This is a genomic window from Agrobacterium sp. 10T429, assembly GCF_056393925.1.
On the sequence record NZ_JBFTGV010000011.1, the window covers coordinates 100,526 to 118,474 of the forward strand.

General features: G+C 60.0%; 18 protein-coding genes and 1 tRNA gene. 4 read left to right on the forward strand and 15 right to left on the reverse strand.

Annotated features, from left to right (window positions below; all coding sequences use genetic code 11):
* Positions 1-33 precede the first annotated feature (33 nt).
* Positions 34-867 carry an aldo/keto reductase gene (locus AC1DCP_RS21645; RefSeq protein ID WP_065687500.1) on the forward strand — a complete coding sequence of 278 codons (834 nt, stop codon included), beginning with the start codon at positions 34-36 and terminating at the stop codon, positions 865-867.
* A 142-nt stretch (positions 868-1,009) separates the two neighbouring features.
* On the opposite strand, the gene AC1DCP_RS21650 is transcribed toward AC1DCP_RS21645, so the two are convergent.
* Both AC1DCP_RS21650 and AC1DCP_RS21655 read right to left on the reverse strand, forming a co-directional pair.
* Positions 1,010-2,971, reverse strand: a complete 1,962-nt coding sequence (locus AC1DCP_RS21650) for a methyl-accepting chemotaxis protein (protein ID WP_193559213.1) — start codon at positions 2,969-2,971, stop codon at positions 1,010-1,012.
* Positions 2,972-3,375: 404 nt separating this feature from the next.
* Positions 3,376-3,450: transfer RNA gene (locus tag AC1DCP_RS21655), tRNA-Gly, on the reverse strand.
* A gap of 373 nt (positions 3,451-3,823) precedes the next feature.
* Here AC1DCP_RS21655 and AC1DCP_RS21660 point away from each other — a divergent pair.
* Positions 3,824-4,045 carry a hypothetical protein gene (locus AC1DCP_RS21660; protein WP_013636760.1) on the forward strand — a complete coding sequence of 74 codons (222 nt, stop codon included), beginning with the start codon at positions 3,824-3,826 and terminating at the stop codon, positions 4,043-4,045.
* A gap of 77 nt (positions 4,046-4,122) precedes the next feature.
* On the opposite strand, the gene dps is transcribed toward AC1DCP_RS21660, so the two are convergent.
* The 10 genes from dps to AC1DCP_RS21710 all read right to left on the reverse strand — a co-directional run bounded on the left by dps (position 4,123) and on the right by AC1DCP_RS21710 (position 13,459).
* Complete coding sequence (gene dps, locus AC1DCP_RS21665) at positions 4,123-4,611, reverse strand: DNA starvation/stationary phase protection protein Dps (RefSeq protein ID WP_065687502.1); 489 nt, start codon at positions 4,609-4,611, stop codon at positions 4,123-4,125.
* 125 nt (positions 4,612-4,736) lie between these two features.
* Entirely contained in the window at positions 4,737-5,495 is a 759-nt protein-coding gene (locus AC1DCP_RS21670; protein ID WP_025594380.1) for an iron ABC transporter ATP-binding protein, read from the reverse strand.
* The gene (locus AC1DCP_RS21675) at positions 5,492-6,460 is read right to left on the reverse strand and encodes an iron chelate uptake ABC transporter family permease subunit (RefSeq protein WP_065687503.1); all 969 of its coding nucleotides are present in this window, start codon (positions 6,458-6,460) and stop codon (positions 5,492-5,494) included. The genes AC1DCP_RS21670 and AC1DCP_RS21675 overlap by 4 nt, the downstream gene beginning before the upstream one ends.
* Positions 6,453-7,418: an ABC transporter permease gene (locus tag AC1DCP_RS21680; RefSeq protein ID WP_038492099.1), complete on the reverse strand. Its 966-nt coding sequence runs from the start codon at positions 7,416-7,418 to the stop codon at positions 6,453-6,455. The genes AC1DCP_RS21675 and AC1DCP_RS21680 overlap by 8 nt, the downstream gene beginning before the upstream one ends.
* 119 nt (positions 7,419-7,537) lie before the next feature.
* Complete coding sequence (locus AC1DCP_RS21685; protein ID WP_013636756.1) at positions 7,538-8,476, reverse strand: siderophore ABC transporter substrate-binding protein; 939 nt, start codon at positions 8,474-8,476, stop codon at positions 7,538-7,540.
* A 200-nt stretch (positions 8,477-8,676) separates the two neighbouring features.
* Entirely contained in the window at positions 8,677-8,937 is a 261-nt protein-coding gene (locus AC1DCP_RS21690) for a hypothetical protein (protein WP_003514037.1), read from the reverse strand.
* A 129-nt stretch (positions 8,938-9,066) separates the two neighbouring features.
* Positions 9,067-10,584, reverse strand: a complete 1,518-nt coding sequence (locus tag AC1DCP_RS21695; protein WP_003514036.1) for a tripartite tricarboxylate transporter permease — start codon at positions 10,582-10,584, stop codon at positions 9,067-9,069.
* A 107-nt stretch (positions 10,585-10,691) separates the two neighbouring features.
* On the reverse strand, positions 10,692-11,186 hold the full coding sequence (locus tag AC1DCP_RS21700; protein ID WP_013636754.1) for a tripartite tricarboxylate transporter TctB family protein: 495 nt from the start codon (positions 11,184-11,186) through the stop codon (positions 10,692-10,694).
* Positions 11,183-12,127, reverse strand: a complete 945-nt coding sequence (locus tag AC1DCP_RS21705) for a Bug family tripartite tricarboxylate transporter substrate binding protein (protein ID WP_003514032.1) — start codon at positions 12,125-12,127, stop codon at positions 11,183-11,185. The genes AC1DCP_RS21700 and AC1DCP_RS21705 overlap by 4 nt, the downstream gene beginning before the upstream one ends.
* A 252-nt stretch (positions 12,128-12,379) precedes the next feature.
* Positions 12,380-13,459: an ABC transporter substrate-binding protein gene (locus tag AC1DCP_RS21710; protein WP_112153301.1), complete on the reverse strand. Its 1,080-nt coding sequence runs from the start codon at positions 13,457-13,459 to the stop codon at positions 12,380-12,382.
* A gap of 69 nt (positions 13,460-13,528) precedes the next feature.
* Between AC1DCP_RS21710 and AC1DCP_RS21715 the strand changes: the two genes are divergently transcribed.
* A complete protein-coding gene (locus tag AC1DCP_RS21715) occupies positions 13,529-14,209 on the forward strand; it encodes a response regulator (protein WP_065658689.1) in 681 nt (226 codons plus the stop codon).
* Positions 14,206-15,582 (forward strand): sensor histidine kinase, encoded by a 1,377-nt coding sequence (locus tag AC1DCP_RS21720; RefSeq protein ID WP_367078086.1) that lies wholly within the window; start codon positions 14,206-14,208, stop codon positions 15,580-15,582. Before AC1DCP_RS21715 ends, AC1DCP_RS21720 begins: the two co-directional genes overlap by 4 nt.
* Positions 15,583-15,624: 42 nt before the next feature.
* Here the strand turns inward: AC1DCP_RS21720 and AC1DCP_RS21725 are convergent, their stop codons facing one another.
* The 3 genes from AC1DCP_RS21725 to AC1DCP_RS21735 form a co-directional block, all read right to left on the reverse strand.
* Positions 15,625-15,954, reverse strand: a complete 330-nt coding sequence (locus tag AC1DCP_RS21725; RefSeq protein ID WP_065687505.1) for a hypothetical protein — start codon at positions 15,952-15,954, stop codon at positions 15,625-15,627.
* 98 nt (positions 15,955-16,052) lie between these two features.
* Positions 16,053-16,937, reverse strand: coding sequence for a formyltetrahydrofolate deformylase (gene purU / locus AC1DCP_RS21730; RefSeq protein WP_003514019.1), 885 nt, complete (start codon positions 16,935-16,937; stop codon positions 16,053-16,055).
* Between the two features lie 204 nt (positions 16,938-17,141).
* Complete coding sequence (locus AC1DCP_RS21735; protein WP_065687506.1) at positions 17,142-17,918, reverse strand: YbaY family lipoprotein; 777 nt, start codon at positions 17,916-17,918, stop codon at positions 17,142-17,144.
* Between the last annotated feature and the right edge of the window lie 31 nt (positions 17,919-17,949).

A 17,949-nucleotide genomic window follows, 5' to 3' on the forward strand; every position in this document is an offset into this window, starting at 1 on the left:
GCTGGCCGGGTGTACCCTAAAAGGAGAAAATATATGTTTGATGTCACCGCCAACGGCGCATCGATCCCGGCGCTTGGCTTCGGTACCTTCCGTATTCCCGGCCCCGATGTTCTTCGGATCGTTCCGCATGCCCTGAAGGCCGGCTTTCGCCATATCGATACCGCGCAGATTTACGGTAATGAGGCCGAAGTCGGCGAAGCCATTGCCGGTTCCGGCGTGGCACGCAGCGATATCTTCCTGACCACCAAGGTCTGGGTGGAGAACTACAGGCACGATGCCTTTCTTGCCTCCGTCGATGAGAGCCTGAAAAAACTGAAGACCGATTATGTCGATCTCCTGCTTCTGCACTGGCCGAACGAGGCGGTAACGCTGGCCGAGCAGATCGGCGCGCTGAACGCGGTTCGCGACGCCGGCAAGGTTCGCCATATCGGCGTGTCCAACTTCAATACGGCGCTGATGGCTGAGGCGGTCAGTTTGTCGAAGGCACCGATCGTCACCAATCAGATCGAATACCATCCCTATATCGATCAGGATATGGTGATCGCGGCGGCCAAGGCTGCCGGCATGTCGGTGACGGGTTATTACGGTATGGCCGACGGCAAGGTTTTTGCCGATCCGGTTTTAAAGGACATCGCCGCAAGCCGGGGCAAGTCGGTGGCGCAGGTGGTGCTGCGCTGGCTCGTGCAGCAGCAGGGTGTGATTGCGCTTTCGAAGACCGTGAGCGAAGCCCGTGTTGATGAAAACCTTGCGATCTTCGATTTCACGCTGTCGGTCGCTGAGACGGATGCGATCCGTGCTCTTGCTCGACCGGATGGCCGTATCGTCTCGCCGGACGGGCTTGCGCCGGTATGGGACGCGGCTGCCTGACCGTTGCCAACGGGTGTGGGTGGAATTCCTCCTGGTGCCGTCACCCGGGTCTAGCCCGGCATGACGGGGGAGCGGTTTTCACTGATATAGATAACCTTAAGACACCCGGATAAGCTATCCGGGTGTCTTCTGAGAGAGTGGATCAGAATTCGCCCCATGTCTGATCTTTCGAGGCCGTGGATACGCCGAGCGCTGCGGCCACCTGGCCGATCATGCGACGCGCCGGGGATGGTCTCGGCTGTGCGTTGTCCGCAACGCGCACCGGCGCTGAAGGCTTATATGCGGTTCTAGCCGTGCTGGTGCTGGCCATTGCGCCATCCAGCTTGAACTGGCCGACGATCTGGCGGAGTTTTTCGGCATCACCGGCAAGCGATGCGCTGGAGGCCGTCGCCCTTTCGACCATCGCGGCATTGTGCTGCGTGACCTGGTCCATCTGGTTCACCGCGCTGTTGACCTCGGCCAACCCGACCGACTGTTCCCTTGCGGATGTCGCTATGGCGTCGAGTTGTGTATTGATGGCGATGACGTGACTTTCAATGATCTTGAGTGCGTCGCCGGTTGCGGTCACGAGTTTCACGCCGTTCTGCACTTCGTCGGCGGAGTTGCGGATAAGCTCCTTGATTTCCTTGGCCGCTTGCGCCGAGCGCTGGGCCAATTCACGCACTTCCTGTGCCACAACCGCAAAGCCCTTGCCTGCCTCGCCCGCACGGGCCGCCTCGACGCCGGCGTTGAGTGCCAGAAGATTGGTCTGGAAGGCAATCTCGTCGATGACGCCTATGATGTTGGAAATCTGGCTTGAAGAGCTTTCTATGCGCTTCATGGCATCGACCGCAGTTGCCACGACCTGACCGGATGTCTGCGCGGATCTGTTGGCCTCGACCGCCACGATCCGCGCCTCCTCAGTCCGTCTGGTCGAATTGCTGACGTTGCTGGTTATCTGGTCGAGCGCTGCGGCTGTTTCTTCCAGCGATGCGGCTTGGGTTTCCGTGCGTTGCGACAGGTCGCTCGCACTCGAACTCAACTCGCGAGAGCCGTTGTCGATCGTGGCCGTGACATCGGCAACGGACAGTAGTGTTTTGCTAAGCTGGTTTACGGCGATATTGAAGTCCGCACGCAGGCTTTCGAATTCTGCGGAGAAAGGCGTTTTCAGCTGGTAGGACAGGTCGCCATTGGCCATATGCTTCAGACCTTCGGCAAGGCCGCTGGTCGCTTCCGCCATTTCGGCGGCGCGCCTGCGATCAATTTCGGCGGTTCTTTGACGCTCTGCCTCGGACTGGTTACGCACCTGCGCCGCATCCGCTTCCAGCCGGCGGGCCTTCAATTCGTTATCCTTGAAGACCTCAACGGCCTTTGCCATCGTGCCGACCTCGTCGCGCCGGTCCGTTCCCTCGACATTGACGGAGAGGTTACCCTCCGCAAGCGTTTGCATCGTGCCGACAAGACCCCGGATCGGCGTGACAAGCCAGCTGCTGATCGCGAAATATCCGATGACGACGACGGTGATGAAGCCGAGGACGACCGCCGCGACGGTAATCAGTGCAGTCCGTTGGCTTATGTCGCTCAGATCATCGCTCTGCTTGGCGCTACGGTTCGAAATATCAGTGGCTATCTGTGTAAGTTTCGCGCCGATCTTGGCAAAGACTGGCTGGCACTCGGTGCCAAACGCTTTTTGCGACGCAAGTGCCTCATCCACGGTTGATGCGGTTCGGCCCAGGTGCCAGGCGTTCTTGCACGTCACGTTATAGAGCGTCGTCACGTCGTCCTTGAGTACGCGCAGGCGGTTGTCTTCGGGGATATTGGCGATGGCTCCATCCATCGATACCATGAACTTGTCGCGTGTGGCCTTCACCTCAGCTTCGGCAGCGGCATTACCCTGTTCCGTAAAGGCGATCATCATATCGGCCAGAGCCGCACGCCCGTTCAGCAGTTCCTTGTTCGCGAGCGCCAAATTCAAGGCCGCTGCGCTGTCACGAGCAATAAGATCACTATAACTTCCATCGATCGATTTGATCTGTATGGCGGAGTAGGCCGCAATCAGGATTGCACATACGCCGAATAGCGCAAATACCGTCAAAAACTTTCCGACAACGGGAATATTTCTCATCGTTATGGCTCCCACAAGAAAATCGAGCCCTTCATGGGTCATATTTCGGCATCATGCGCTTTTCCGGTGATGATTATACTTACAAATTTAAGAAACAATTATGTATTATTAGTAATTACGTATCTTATAATAAGATACTGTACTATTATATTAAATAAGAATAGCATTTAATACTGAATAATTCTAATGGGCATCTCAAATCGGTTGTCATGTCTTGCGCGTCCGCGAACGCCTTCCCGAAGCGAATAAGTTCGGTATCTAGGGCACGGGACTATGGTTGGGCGTCAGATCGGCCCAGAACATGCGGGTAGGCTTCGGTTGAAGAGGAGCTATCTGGGACCGGCGGCAAAATCAGGGCGGTGCCTGTAAGCGCTTTGACATTCCCGACGTTTTCCATGGAAAACTGGAGCGGGCGAAGGGATTTGAACCCTCGACCCCAACCTTGGCAAGGTTGTGCTCTACCCCTGAGCTACACCCGCTCAAAAACCGCTGGTCCGGGGTAGTTCGCTGGACCGCGGGCCGCCAAAGCGCGGCGACGGGTGCTATATCGCTCAATCGTTTTTGGAATGCAACAGTTTCTTTTGCGGTTTCGGTGGAAATCCGTCTGGCCTGTGGGTTTATTCAAAACGACCGGCCCGATGCGTCGTAAAAAAGGGTGTTGGCGGGCGAAGGTATTGTTTCGGCTGGCCTTTATTTGGGTTGTAAAAGCACACAACCGGCCGGATGGCCAAAAAATAACCTGTTTACATTTGGTTAAAATCTGATTCGACAAGTGATTCGTTCGGGTGTACAAATTTCATGTCCACAAAAAAAGAAACGATACTTGGCATGTCATCATCGGGAGGATGAGCCTTGTCGTATGCAGCTTTTGAAAGAGTCGGCGCACAATTGTCGCCCCAGCAGATCACCGATCTGCAGAATATTTTCGACGGCGTATGTTTCGAGTGCCTTCAAGATCGCTGTAGCCACGTCGCCAACGAGTGCGCGGCGGTTTTGATCCGTAGCGCCCAGCGCGGCATTCTCGATCATGAGATGTTGCGCGACATCGGTCTTGCGGTTTTACGTCGGCACTGATTGCGCCATTTCATAAAAAAAGCGCCCGGGCATCTCGGGCGCTTTCGTGTGTGTGGTGTCAGTAGCCGCGTTACGGCTCAGCTCTTTTCCTGAACGTGCGCCTCGAGGAACCACAGCGCCTTGTCGAGATCGCGCGAGGCGGCGGTGAAGATATCCGCTGTCGTTGGGTCGCCGGCCTCGTCGGAATCATCGATAGCCTTGCGGATCATGTTGGCCACGTCGCCATAACGGGCGATCAGTTCGTCCAAATGATCGTGGATCTTGTAGATATCGGTCGGATAGGCCTTGAGCTTGGTCATCGAAGAGACGGATTGCAGGCTACCGAGCGCCGTGCCACCAAGCTGCACCACACGTTCGGCAATGGTATCGCCGTGATTGTCGAGCTGGGCGCGGAAGGTGTCGAGAAGTTCGTGCACGGCGATGAATTGCGGACCTTTCAGGTTCCAGTGCGCCTGCTTGGTCACCAGTGCAAGGTCGATCACCGAAGCGAGCGATTCGTTCAGAATACCCATCACCGTTGATTTGGCGTTGGAAGGCAGGTCGTTCTTCGTCTTGTGCGTCTTCATCGATGTCTCCTGACGTTGCGGACGGAATGCCGTTTGGCAAAATCTCCGCCGATTAACGCCCTGGCCGGTTGCCCTGTTCCGTCGCTCGGACGGCAATGGCAAAAAACCTCTGCAATCGTCGTATCTCACTCATAAAACAGACAGATGCGTCGACCGTCTATGTCGTTGACACTGATGGTCATGTCGTAGATTTCCCGCAGAACCTCCGGACGGATAATCTGTTCCGCCGGTCCCTGGCGGCAGATTCGGCCATCACGCATGGCGATGATGGTGTCGGAGTACCAGGAGGCGAAGTTGATGTCGTGCAGTACCAGAACCACGGTCTTCTTCAGCTCGTCGGCGGCGCGACGCATGATCTTCATCATGCTTGAGGCGTGTTTCATGTCGAGATTGTTGAGCGGCTCGTCCAGGAGCACATAGTCCGTGTCCTGACACAGAACCATGGCCACGAAGGCGCGCTGACGCTGGCCGCCGGAAAGCTCGTCGAGAAAGCGGCCGGAAAGGGTTTCGAGATGGAGATATTCCAGCGCCCGGTCGATATGGACCTTGTCCTCGATGGTGGGACGGCCCTTGGAATAGGGATAACGTCCAAAACCGACGAGATCGCGCACCGTCAGGCGTGACGAGATGTGGTTGTCTTGCCTGAGGATCGAGAGCCGTTTTGCCAGAGTGTCGGAAGGGGTCTTGGTCACATCCAGCCCGTCCACCGTCACGGTTCCCGCATCCATGGACATCAGCCGTGCCACGATGGAGAGCAGCGTGGATTTTCCCGCCCCGTTCGGCCCGATGATGGAGGTGACGCCGCCTGCCGGAATGGCGACGGAGACGCCATCGACAACAACCGTTTCGCCATAGGATTTGCTGATCTGACTGGCGATGATCATCGCGCACCCCTCTTGAGAATAAGACCGATAAAGACGATGCCGCCCAGAAATTCGATGATGATGGAAAGCGCCGTGTTGAAGGCGAAGATCCGCTCCAGCACCACCTGACCGCCGACCAAGCAGATGATGGCGATGAGGATTGCAGCCGGCAGCACATAGGCATGTTTGCCGTTGCCTGTGAGATAATGGGCCAGCGCCGCAACCAGCAGCCCGAAGAACATGACAGGGCCGACGAGTGCGGTGGAAACGGCAACGAGAACGGAGACCAGCACGAGGATGATCGTCACCGTTCGCTTGTAGTCCACGCCAAGGCTGATGGCCGTTGCGCGGCCGAGCGAAAGAACGTCGAGCGTGTGCAGGAGCCGCAACCCGATAATCGTCACCACGCCGACGATGATGGCTGATACCGCAAGAAGGGTGGGATCGATGGAATTGAAGCTGGCGAACAGCACATCCTGCAGCACCGCATATTCATTGGGGTCCAGTACGCGCTGCATGAAGCCCGAGAGGCTGCGGAAGAATACGCCGAAGACGATGCCGACCAGCACCAGAAGATGCAGGCTGCGTTCCGCGCCGACGAAAAGCCAGCGGTAGAGCAGGGCGGAGAAGGTGACGAGCAGCGCGGTTTCGGCAAGAAACTTCAGCTGCGGATCGATCATCACCACGGTTGCCGAGCCAAATACGAAGATCAGCGCCGTCTGCACCAGCACATAGAGCGAATCGAAACCCATCACCGAAGGGGTGAGAATGCGGTTGTTGGTGACCGTCTGGAACAATACCGTCGAAACGGCGATGGCATAGGCCACCAACAAAAGCGACAGAAGCTTGATGCCGCGAAACGGCAGGATGAAGCTCCAACTGCCCTTTGCACCGAGCGTCATGAAGGCAGCCATGGAGATGAGCGTCAGTGCGAGAAGCATCAGCAGCACGAGTTTCGCGCGCCGGTCGGGATGTCTCTCATGCATGGTGGCGTTTCCGGAGCAGGAGATAGAGGAACAACGCGCTGCCGATGACGCCGACCACGGTTCCAATCGGTATCTCATAGGGCGCGCGCACCGTTCTGCCGATGATGTCGCAGGCAAGAACGAAGACCGCGCCAAGCGTCGCCACCCAGGGCACGGAACGGCGCATATTGTCGCCGATAATCAGGCTGACCACATTCGGCACAATCAGGCCGAGAAAGGGGATCATGCCGACGGTGACGACGACGACGGCACTGACCAGGGAGACGATGGTGAGGCCGAGCGCCATCACCCGGCGATAGTTCAGTCCGAGATTGGTGGTGAAGTCGCGCCCCATGCCTGCCACCGTGAAACGGTCGGCGGCGAGATAGGCAGCGATGGCGAAAACGAAGCCGATCCACAGCAATTCATAGCGGCCACGCAGCACGCCGGAAAAATCCCCTGTCATCCACGCGCCGAGCGATTGCAGCAGATCGAAACGATAGGCGAAGAAAGTGGTGACGGCAGAAATGACGCCGCCCAGCATGATGCCGATCAGCGGCACCAGCAGCACATCGCGCAGCGGCACCTGCCGTAGAATACGCAAGAAAAGTGCGGTTCCAGCCAGCGCGAAAGCGGCGGCCACCAACATCTTGCCGAAGATCGGCGTTTCCGGGGCAAGCAGGGTGACGGTGAGCAGGCCAAGGCCGGCGGATTCGGTGGTGCCAGCCGTCGAAGGCTCCACGAAGCGGTTGCGCACCAGCATCTGCATGATGAGACCGGCAATCGCCATCGAGCTTCCGGCTAGTATGAGCGCCAGCGTGCGCGGAATGCGGCTGACGAGGAGCACCCGCAGTGCATCCGCGCTCGTATCCGGCGCAAAAAGCGTCGCCAGCGAGACGTTGCTCACGCCGACGAACAGGCTGACGATGGCGAGTGTCAGCGCCAGAAGGAGGGCGAGGATGAGGGACAGGGATTTCACGTCAGTGGTTTTTCGAAAATGGTGATGGCTCGCTTCGACCTCGCAGATTGCCCGGAGGACTGAACCTCTCCTTCGTCATCCTCGGGAGAAGCCCGGGGATGACGTCGCGAAGGCAGTTTTTACGACTTCTTCTCGGACACGGCCTCGTAGACCTGATCAAGCAAGGTGGTGAGCGCCGTATAACCGCTGCTGACGATATAGGCCGCCTGCGGGTCGAGATAGACGATCTGCTTTTTCTTCCAGGCGTTGGTCTGGTGGATCAGTTCGTTGTCCAGCACCTGGGCGGCGGCCTTGCCTGGGTCCGTTGCGCGGCCGATGCCGGCATCGCGGTCGATCACGAACAGCCATTCGGGATTGACCTCGGCCAGATATTCGAAGGACACGACATCGCCCCGGTCGAAGCGGTCATCGATATCAGGAGCGACCGGCTTGAAGCCGATTTCCGTGTGCAGCCAGCCGGTGCGCGAGCTTGGGCCGTAAACACCGACCTTGCCGGCATTGGTGACGAGGATCATCGCCGTGCCGGAATTCGGCGCGATGGCCTTCAGCTTTGCGACCTTCTCGTCGATGGAGGCGTCGAGCTTCTTTGCTTCTTCCTGCTTGCCGAAGATATCGCCGAGCTTGGTGATATTGGCTTTGACGCTCGCGATGAATTCCTTGGAATCGATCGACATGTCGATGGCGGGCGTGATCTTCGCAACATCGGGATATTTCGCACGCGAACGGCCGCCGACGATGACGAGATCGGCTTCTGCCGCATTGATCGCCTCGTAATCGGGTTCGAACAGCGTGCCGACCTTCAGATATTTGCCATCGGCATATTTCTGGAGATAGGTCGGCAGGTTGGAACCAAGGACACCAGCTGGCTCGACGCCCATCGCATCGAGATTGTCGAGCGAGGGGATATCCAGAACCAGAACCTTTTTCGGCGCGGCTTTGAGAACGGTCTCGCCCTGCGCGTGCTTGATCGTCATTTCCTCAGCGCCTGCGGTCATTGCGCCAAGGCTGAAGGCCGCTGCTGCCAGCAGCCGAACGGGGAAGGTGAAGTTGATGGCCACGGATATGTCCCTTGCAATATGGTTCTTGACCCTGCGGAAGCGGATCCCGCAGGCGTAACTTGATGTTCGCTGTCAGCTTTATTGGCAAGGTATGCGGAAATCAAAAATATGTTTTAGAATAATTCTGAATTGCCGTGAGCGGGAAATGTGTGTGGCACCGGAAGCAAACCCCGGAGCCACATCAGGGGCCGTATCTTCTTTCAATTCGGCGGCCAGTCGCCGACGATCTCGCGTCTTTCCAGTTTCAGCGACCGGTCAGGCTGGATGCGGTAGGTTTCAATCGCCAGCCGGCCATCGCCCATGACGAATTCGTGGCTGAGCGTGCTGCCGATGGGTGACTTGGTCAATTTGGTATGGGGTTGTCCGCCATAGGTGATGCTGCCCGGAATGGGTTGCACGTCGGGTGCCGCGGTGGCACAGCCGGCAAGGCCCAGAACCAGCATGATCGCGATCTTGCGCATGTTTTTCTCCTGCGTTGGACAGGAATACTATCACGGCCGTGCCTGCGCCACACATCCCGTTGCCGTGAATAAAAAGGGCCCCGCATCCGGAAGGAGACGGGGCCAGTTGCCTTGGGAGGCTGTTTGTTATCAGTCCTCGTTGGCGGCAAGCTGCGTCAGCACCTCGCCGCGGCCGCGGATGCGCATGATGAGCGGGACGATGAAGGCGGCGGCTGCGACAAGGAACAGGCCGACGGCAATCGGTGAGGTGAGCAGCACGGTCGGGTCGCCCTGGCCGATGGCGAGTGCACGGCGAAGCTGCTGTTCGGCAAGCGGCCCGAGGATGAGGCCGACCACGGCAGGCGCGATCGGATAACCGAAGATGCGCATGATGTAACCAAGGATACCGAAGGCGAGCAGCATGCCGAGTTCGAACACGGACGGGTTGGCGCCGATGGTACCGAGCGTCGCAAACAGCAGGATGCCGGCATAGAGCCAGGGTTTCGGGATGGTCAGCAGCTTCACCCACAGGCCGATGAGCGGCAGATTGAGCACCAGCAGCATCAGGTTGGCAATGAACAGGCTGGCGATAAGACCCCAGACCAGCTGCGGATTGGTGGCAAACAGCAGCGGGCCGGGCTGAAGACCGAACTGCTGGAAACCGGCAAGCATGATGGCAGCGGTTGCCGTCGTCGGCAGGCCGAGCGTCAGGAGGGGCACGAGCGTACCGGCAGCGGAGGCATTGTTGGCGGCTTCCGGACCGGCAACCCCTTCGATGGCGCCATGGCCGAATTCTTCCGGATGTTTGCTGAGCCGCTTTTCGGTGGCATAGGAAAGGAAGGTGCCGATTTCAGCACCACCGGCAGGCATGGCGCCAATCGGGAAGCCGATCAATGTGCCGCGCAACCAGGGTTTCCAGGAACGCGCCCAGTCCTGTGCACTCATCCAGACCGAACCCTTGACGGCTTCGACCTTCTCGTCGCCACTCTGGCCCTGCGCAACGATGAACAGCGTCTCGCCGATGGCGAACATGGCCACCGCAAGCGTCGTCACTTCCACGCCGTCGAGAAGGTCGGGAATGCCGAAGCTCATGCGGGTCTGGCCGGTCAACTGGTCGATACCGACGATGGCGAGCGCGAAGCCGATGAACAGCGAGGTAAGGCCGCGCAGTGCCGAGTCTCCGAAAGCCGAGGAGACGGTGACAAAAGCGAGCACCATCAGCGCGAAATACTCGCGCGGGCCGAAAACCAGCGCCAGCTTGACGATATAGGGTGCAACAAAGGCGAGAGCGACGGTGGCGATGAGACCAGCGACGAAGGAGCCGATGGCGGCGGTGGCAAGTGCCGGGCCGCCGCGGCCCGCACGGGCCATCTTGTTGCCTTCGAGCGCAGTCACGATCGATGCGCTTTCGCCCGGCGTGTTGAGCAGGATCGAGGTGGTCGATCCGCCATACATGCCGCCATAATAGATGCCGGCGAACATGATGAGCGAACCGGCGGGATCAAGCCGGTATGTAACGGGCAGAAGCAGAGCGACCGTCAGCGCCGGCCCGATGCCGGGCAGAACGCCGACGGCAGTGCCGAGTGTCACGCCGATCAGCGCATAGAGCAGGTTCATGGGTTGGGCAGCAACCTCAAGACCGTGCAGCAGGAATTCAAACGTACTCATGGACAGATGTCCCCCAAGTCGAGCAGATGGGCGGGCGGAACGGCTGGCGTTTGCGTCATCGCGCGCCGGCGGTTTCCTGTGATCTCGAATTTTGGCCGGAATGGCTGTTAGAACAACAGCCGTTCCAGAGGCCCGGCAGGCAGAGAAAGTTGCAGCAGCCGCGCAAAGATGATCCAGATGACGAAGCTCAGAGCGATGCCGATGGGGATCGAATACCAGAGCTTGCGTTTGCCGAAGGCGCGCGCCGTAAACGCAAACAGGAGACCGGTAGCGATGGAGAAACCGGCGACGTTCAGCAACAGCATCTGCGCGGCAAGGCCGGCGACGACCCATATGACCGGGGCGACTTCCTGTTTGTCCCGTTCAGGAAAATCACCGCGCCAGGCTTCGATGGCCGTCCAGAGCGCAAGGCCGACAAGACAGAAGGCGATGGCGTAGGGGACCGTTGCCGGACCGACCGGCGAGTAGCCGGTGACGCTGGCGAGACGCGCACTGTCCCAGAAGATCACGCAGGCGATAAGGACGAGGGCTACGGCGATCGCCAGCGCCGCCCAGTCAGGGCGGCGCTCTTGATGTTGTGAAGGGTTGGAACCCTGGCTCATTTTACCAGTCCGATTTCTTTGAGGATGGCGGCGGTGGCGTCGGTGTCCTTGGCAAGCTGCGCCTTGAACTCGTCACCGGAAAGATAGGTATCCATCCAGCTCTTGGTCTTCAGCGTTTCCTGCCACTTTGCGGATTTCGCCAGCTTCTCGATATCGGCGCTGACTGCCTTTTCCTGTTCCGGTGTCAGGCCGGGAGGAGCAGCGACCATGCGCCAGTTCTGCACGACGACGTCGAGGCCGCTTTCCTTGAGCGTCGGTGCGTCAACGCCTTCCAGCTTCTCTTCGCTGGAAACGGCCAGCAGGCGCAGCGTGCCCGCCTTGACCTGGCTTTCGAATTCGCCGTAGCTCGAAATGCCGGCTGTTACCTGCGAGCCGAGGATCGAGGCAAGCGCTTCGCCGCCGCCGGAATAGGCGATGTAGTTGATCTTGGTCGGATCGACGCCGGCCGCCTTGGCGATCAGGCCAACAGCGATATGATCGGTGCCGCCGGCCGAGCCGCCGCCCCAGGACACGCTGCCCGGATCTTTTTTGAGCTGGTCGACGAGGTCGCCGATGGTTTTCAGCGGCGAAGATGCCGGAACGACGATTGCTTCATATTCACCGGTCAGGCGGGCGATTGGCGTCACTTCCTTGAGGGTGACGGGCGCCTTGTTGGTGAGGATCGCGCCGACCATCACGTAACCGCCGACGATGAGGGCGTTCGGGTTGCCCTTCTGCTGGCTGGCGAACTGTGCAAGACCGATGGTGCCGCCGGCACCTGGCACGTTCTGCACCTGAACGCTCTTGGAAATGCCTTCTTCCTGCAGCACGGTCTGCAGGGAACGCGCGGTCTGGTCCCAGCCGCCGCCGGGATTGGCCGGCGCGATGATGGTGTAGTCCGCTGCGACCGCCGGAAGCGCGATCACGCCTGCCAGAAATGTGCCGATAAGAAAATGTTTCACTTAGAAAACCCTCCTCAGGATGCCCTTTTTGGGCGTCGTTTTTCGTTTATGCGGAAGGGAGTTTCAGGCCGTGCTTATCCTGACGCTGCCAGGGCAGCGCGGAACTCTACGGTCCTCAAGATTTCCTCCCGCATCTTCTTCCGCCTCCACGGAATGAAGAAGGATTGCAGAGCATCATAAAAAGCTGTCATCTAACTGACGCACCGCAAGTCCTTGCGCATTTACTCTCTATTAATTTGTGCTCGCCGTCTACTATTGCGAGCGTAGCGCCTCGTTCCAACGCTCGATCAGGCGGCTGCGCTTGACCTGATCCAGATAGACCATCAGGCCCGGGCTGACGGGCACGGGGCGCAATTGTGCGCCGTGGATCGCCTGCATGGTGTTGGCGGTGTTTTCGCCCGCCACGTCAGGGCTGACGGCGGGGATCTGCAATTGCCGGGCCATGATCGTCTGGCCCTCCTTGGACATGAAGAATTCGAGATAGCGGCGGCCGAGCGCCGGGTTGGCGGCGGCTTCCGGCACCAGCCCGATGCGCGACATGACCACGGTATAGTCCTTGGGCAGCACGATGCCGACATCGGGATGGCGCGAGGCCCAGTCGGCCGCGTAGGAACCGAGAATATTGTAGCCCAGCACGAAGCGCCCGTCGGAGACACGCTCCAGAATGGCGGATGACGTGGAATAGACCTTCACGCCGGCCGCGCCCATGGCCTTGATGACGCTCCATATATCGCCGAACTGCTCCTGATCGCGCGACATGAACAGGAAGCCGACGCCGGAGCGCTCAATGTCGTAGGTAGCGATGCGGCCATGCACTTCCTTGGCGTGGCGCTCAAGATAATCGACGAATTCGGCACGGGTGGCGGGCGGCTTTTCGGTGGTGAAGCTCGGCTTGTGATACACGAACACCGCCGGCTCGAAGGTCAGCGCATACGCGGTGTTGCGCCAGTTGGCCCAGATGGGCCAGCGCGCGCTCATGGCAAGGTCGGAGCGCTGGGCGTAACCGTCATTGCTCAACTTCACCTGCAAATCCATGGCGGATGAAAAGGCGAAATCGGCGGTCTTTTTGCCCGCATCGGTTTCTTTCACGATGCGATCATAGATTTCGCCGGTCAGCATGTCCTCGTAATGGACGGCGATATGGGGGTTGGCCTTCTGGAAACCCTCGATCATCGGCGTGGCCAGCGGTTCGTCCAGCGAGGAATAAACCACCAGCGTTTCCGCATCCGCCTTGCCTGATGGTGCAGGGAAAACGGCGACTTGTGCAAGCGCCGGTGAGGCCATGCAAAGACAGAGACAGAGAAAAACGGCGATACGCATGGAAAAGATCATGCCGCACGCGCTTGCCATTCACAAGCGCCAAGGGCTTGGATAAGCTCGGCAATGTTGCGGGAGGAAGAATTGCGTATTTTGCTAGTCGAGGACAATCAGGTGCTGTCGGAAGGGCTGTGTGCGCTTCTGCGCGGCAGCGGTTATGCGGTGGATGTCGTTTCAGACGGCGCTTCCGCCGACGCGGCGATTGCGGCGGAAAATTTCGATCTCGTCATTCTCGATCTCAACCTGCCGGAAATGGACGGCATCGAGGTGCTGCGCTCCATGCGCTCGCGCCAGGACAAGGCGGCGGTGCTGATCCTGACGGCGCGTGGCACGCCGGAGGAGAAGGTCAAGGGGCTCGATCTCGGGGCCGACGACTACATGATCAAGCCCTTCGACATCACCGAATTTGAGGCGAGGGTGCGGGTGCTGCTGCGCCGCAATGCCGGACTGCGCTCGTCTACGCTCAGCTTCGGCAAAGTCCTGTTCGACCTCACATCTCGCACCTTTTCAGCCGATGGGCGCCCGCTCGATATTCCGGCGCGTGAAGTGGCGCTGCTCGAGGTGCTGTTCATGCGGGCGGGCAAGGTGGTTGCCAAGGAGGCGATCGTGCAATCGCTGACCGGTTTCGACGACGAGATATCAGGCAACGCCATCGAGCAATATGTCAGCCGGCTGCGCAAGCGGCTTGCCCCCCACGGGCTGACGGTGAAGACGGCGCGTGGCATCGGCTATTATCTGGAAAAGCTGCCGGAGATGGCTGAATGAGACAGGCCGCCTATTCGCTCAGGCGGCGTCTTTTAGGCTGGCTTCTCATCTCCACCGCCATCATCGGCTGCGTTGCGCTCACTGATACCTGGCGCGAGGCGGTTAATACGGCCAATGTCGTCTCCGACCGGGTGCTGTCAGGTTCCGCGCTTGCGATTGCCGAGCGGGTGGTGGTGGCCGAAGACGGCTCGCTGGAGGTCGATATTCCCTATGTCGCGCTGGAAATGCTGACATCGGCGGCGCAGGACCGGGTGTTTTATCGTGTTGACGGGCCAAACGGGCAATTTCTCACCGGTTACCAGAACCTGCCGACGGTGGAGAATCCGGCCGGAGAAACGCCTGCCTATCGCGATGCAGTGTTTCGTGACGAGCCGATCCGCATCGCCGCGATCCGCCGTTTTGCTTCCACCGGCATCAATTCCGTGCCCTTTTCCGTGACGGTGGCTGAAACGACGATCGCCCGCAGCCAGCTAGCGCAGGCCATCATCCTGCGCTCGGCCTTGCGCCTGCTGTTCATGATCGTGGGCGCGGCGATCATTGTCTGGATCGCGGTGACGATTTCGCTCCGGCCGCTTTACCGGCTCAGCGAAGCGATTGCCGAGCGCAGCCCCAACGACCTGCATCCAATCCGGCAATCCGTGCCGGTGGAGGTGGAAAATCTGGTGGAAACGGTCAATTCCTTCATGGTGCGGCTGCAATCGGCGCTCGATGCGCTCAGGCATTTCACCGGCAATGCCAGCCATCAATTGCGCACGCCGCTTGCCATCATCAGCACCCAGCTTGCGCTTTCCGCCCGCGCCGCAAGTCTCGAAGACGCGCAGGCGGCGGCGCGCAAGGGCGGCGCTTCGGTGGCCCATGCCGAACACATCCTCGCCCAGTTGCTGCGCATGGCCAATATCGATGCTGCCGGTTCGAGCGAAAAACATGATTTTTCCGAGATCGACCTCGTGGCGGTGGCGCAAAACGTGACGGCAGATTTCGTGCCACGCGCGGCCGACGCCGGCATCGATCTCGGTTTCGAAGGCGAGGGCGAAGCGACAATTCTCGCCGAGCCGCTCCTTATCGGTGAACTGATCGGCAATCTCGTTTCCAACGCCATCAACTACGCGGGGCGTGGTGCGGAAGTCACCGTGCGCGTCGGCAGGCAAGCGGGCGCCGTCTGGCTGGAAGTGGAAGATAGCGGCCCCGGCATACCCACGGAAAAACGCGCCATGGTGCGCCAGCGCTTCGCCCGCGGCGAAGCCAACGCCGCCCCCGGCGCCGGCCTCGGCCTTGCGATCATCGAGGAGATCGCCGGGCTGTTCGGCGGGCGACTGACGCTGGAGGACGGCGCGGGCGGGCGGGGTTTAAGGGCCCGGGTGGAGTTTTCCTGAGGCGGCACTGCCGCGCCGTCCCCTTGGATGAGACTCGCGGTCCTATTCGTTCATCTTGTCGATAATCTGCATCATGATGTCAGCGCAGGCCTTCATCGGCTCGTCATCGGCACATTTGACGTCGATTTTGCGCTCGCCGTCTTCAATCCTGAAATGCGCTGCTTTGGAGGGCGGGGGTGGCATTCTCCTGCCATGCGGGCCGTCCCGCCAGCCTGCTTCCCTCGGACCACCACGGCCGGGCGGAGGAGGTGGCGGCGGCGCATCCGCCCTTGAACCAGCGTCCGCTGGTCCTGGCGGTGGTGGCGGCTGCTGGGCGAAGCTGGACCCCGCCGCGATGAGAAACGCGGCGCCGGCAATGACGAGTTTTTTCATGTGAGAGACCTCGCTGTTGGGCTACAGTGAAGAAACGGTCACATGGGATGCTCGGTTGCCGGTCGGTAAAAATAATTCCGCGTTGTTTTCGTGGCGTATTAGCCCATCCGTTCCGAAGCGTAGCTGCCCGGGCTTGGCGGGAAGACTACGGTGCGGTTGCCGTTGATGAAAGTGCGGTGGTGGATGTGGGCATGGATGGCGCGTGCCAGTACCTGGCTTTCCACATCACGGCCAAGAGAGACGTAGTCTTCGGCAGATTGGGCATGGGTGACGCGCACCGTGTCCTGCTCGATGATCGGGCCTTCGTCCAGATCGGCGGTGACGTAATGGGCTGTCGCGCCGATCAGCTTTACGCCGCGGTCATAGGCCTGCTTGTAGGGGTTGGCGCCCTTGAAGGATGGCAGGAAGGAGTGGTGGATGTTGATGATCCGGCCCGACATCTTGCGGCACATGTTATCGGACAGCACCTGCATGTAACGCGCCAGCACCACCAGTTCGGTGCCGCTGGTCTCGATCAGGTCCATCAGCTGCGCTTCGGCCTGCGGCTTGTTTTCCTTCGTTACCTTGATGTGGTGGAAGGGAATATCGTGGTTGACCACCACTTTCTGATATTCGAAATGGTTGGAGACGACGCCGACGATATCGATCGGCAGCGCGCCGATCTTCCAGCGGTAGAGCAGATCGTTGAGGCAATGGCCGAAGCGGGACACCATCAGAAGTGTTTTCATGCGCTGGCCGTCGCTATAGATGCGGGCTTCCATGCCGAATTTTTCCGCCACCGGCTGAAAGCCCTCGGTGATGGCCTGCATCGTCGCGCCCTCTTCGGAAATGAAGGAAACGCGCATGAAGAACTTGCCGGTCTCGAGGTCGTCAAACTGCGAACTGTCGACGATGTTGCAGCCCTTTTCCGCCAGATAACCGGAAATCGCGGCGACGATGCCGCGGGTCGATTTGCAGGCTACTGTCAGAACATAGGTTGTCATTCGTTTTCCCTCAAAGACTTTGCACCGGCGAGAACCGGCGCAGTTGGCGCGTTCCATAGCGCAGCTCTGTGGCGGAGCAAAGCGCCAAGACGAGTGCAGCAAAGTCATAAGACGGGAAAAGGGGCCGCGCCGTGCCGGAAGCGACATGGAATGTTCCACGGCCAGCACGGCGGCGGCAGGCGTTGCCGCCTGCCGTTACCACTCTCAGGCGCGGCGCAGGCGCATGGCCGGGCGGCCGCGGCCGTCGATCAACTCCAGCGTGCCGCGGCGCGGCTCGAGCCGGAAGGAGCGGGCGCCTTCAAGCGCTTCGATGAACTGCCGTTCCTGGCGCATGATGTCAGGAGCGCAGGCCATCTGGGTGGAAATCATCCGGCCGAAATCGACGCGGTTGCGGCTTATCTTCACCTCGCCGCCGATGCCGTTGCAGCCGGCATTGCCGGAAACGCGGCCCTCGCGGGAAATTTCCAGCGTTGCCTCGCGGCGGCCGCGAACCCTTTCGCCACGGATTTCCTGCACCAGCCAGCGCCCCTCAATGCCAGCCTGCGGCTCCGGCCTGCCTGGAGCCGCCGCCACCCGTTCCAGAACGAGATCGGTGTCGTCACGCCCACCGGCCAGAACCGAGTAACGGCGCGTGGTGGCGAAGAGCAGCCGGTCGCCCTCGCGGATTTCGGCGCTGAGCGCATAGGAGCGGCGGCCACGGATGTCGCGGTCGTCATAACGCAAAACGAAGGGTACCGGCACCTGCCCACGCGGGCGTATGGTTGTTTCGGCGATCGTCTGCGAAGGCGCGTCCGCCAGCGAGACATCGATGAGGCGCACCGTAACAGTCGCGCCCGGCGGCAGGGCGATCCGCTCGCGATAGGAAACGCTGCCGCGCAGGCTTGCGGGTGCGGCAGCCGCACCGCCCGCTGCAAAAAGCGGTGCAAGCGCGAGGAGCCCTGCGAAATTCCGGCGCGAAAGAAGTGGCTGGCGGTCGTTCATATGGTGCTTGCTCCGTGCTGCTGATCGAATT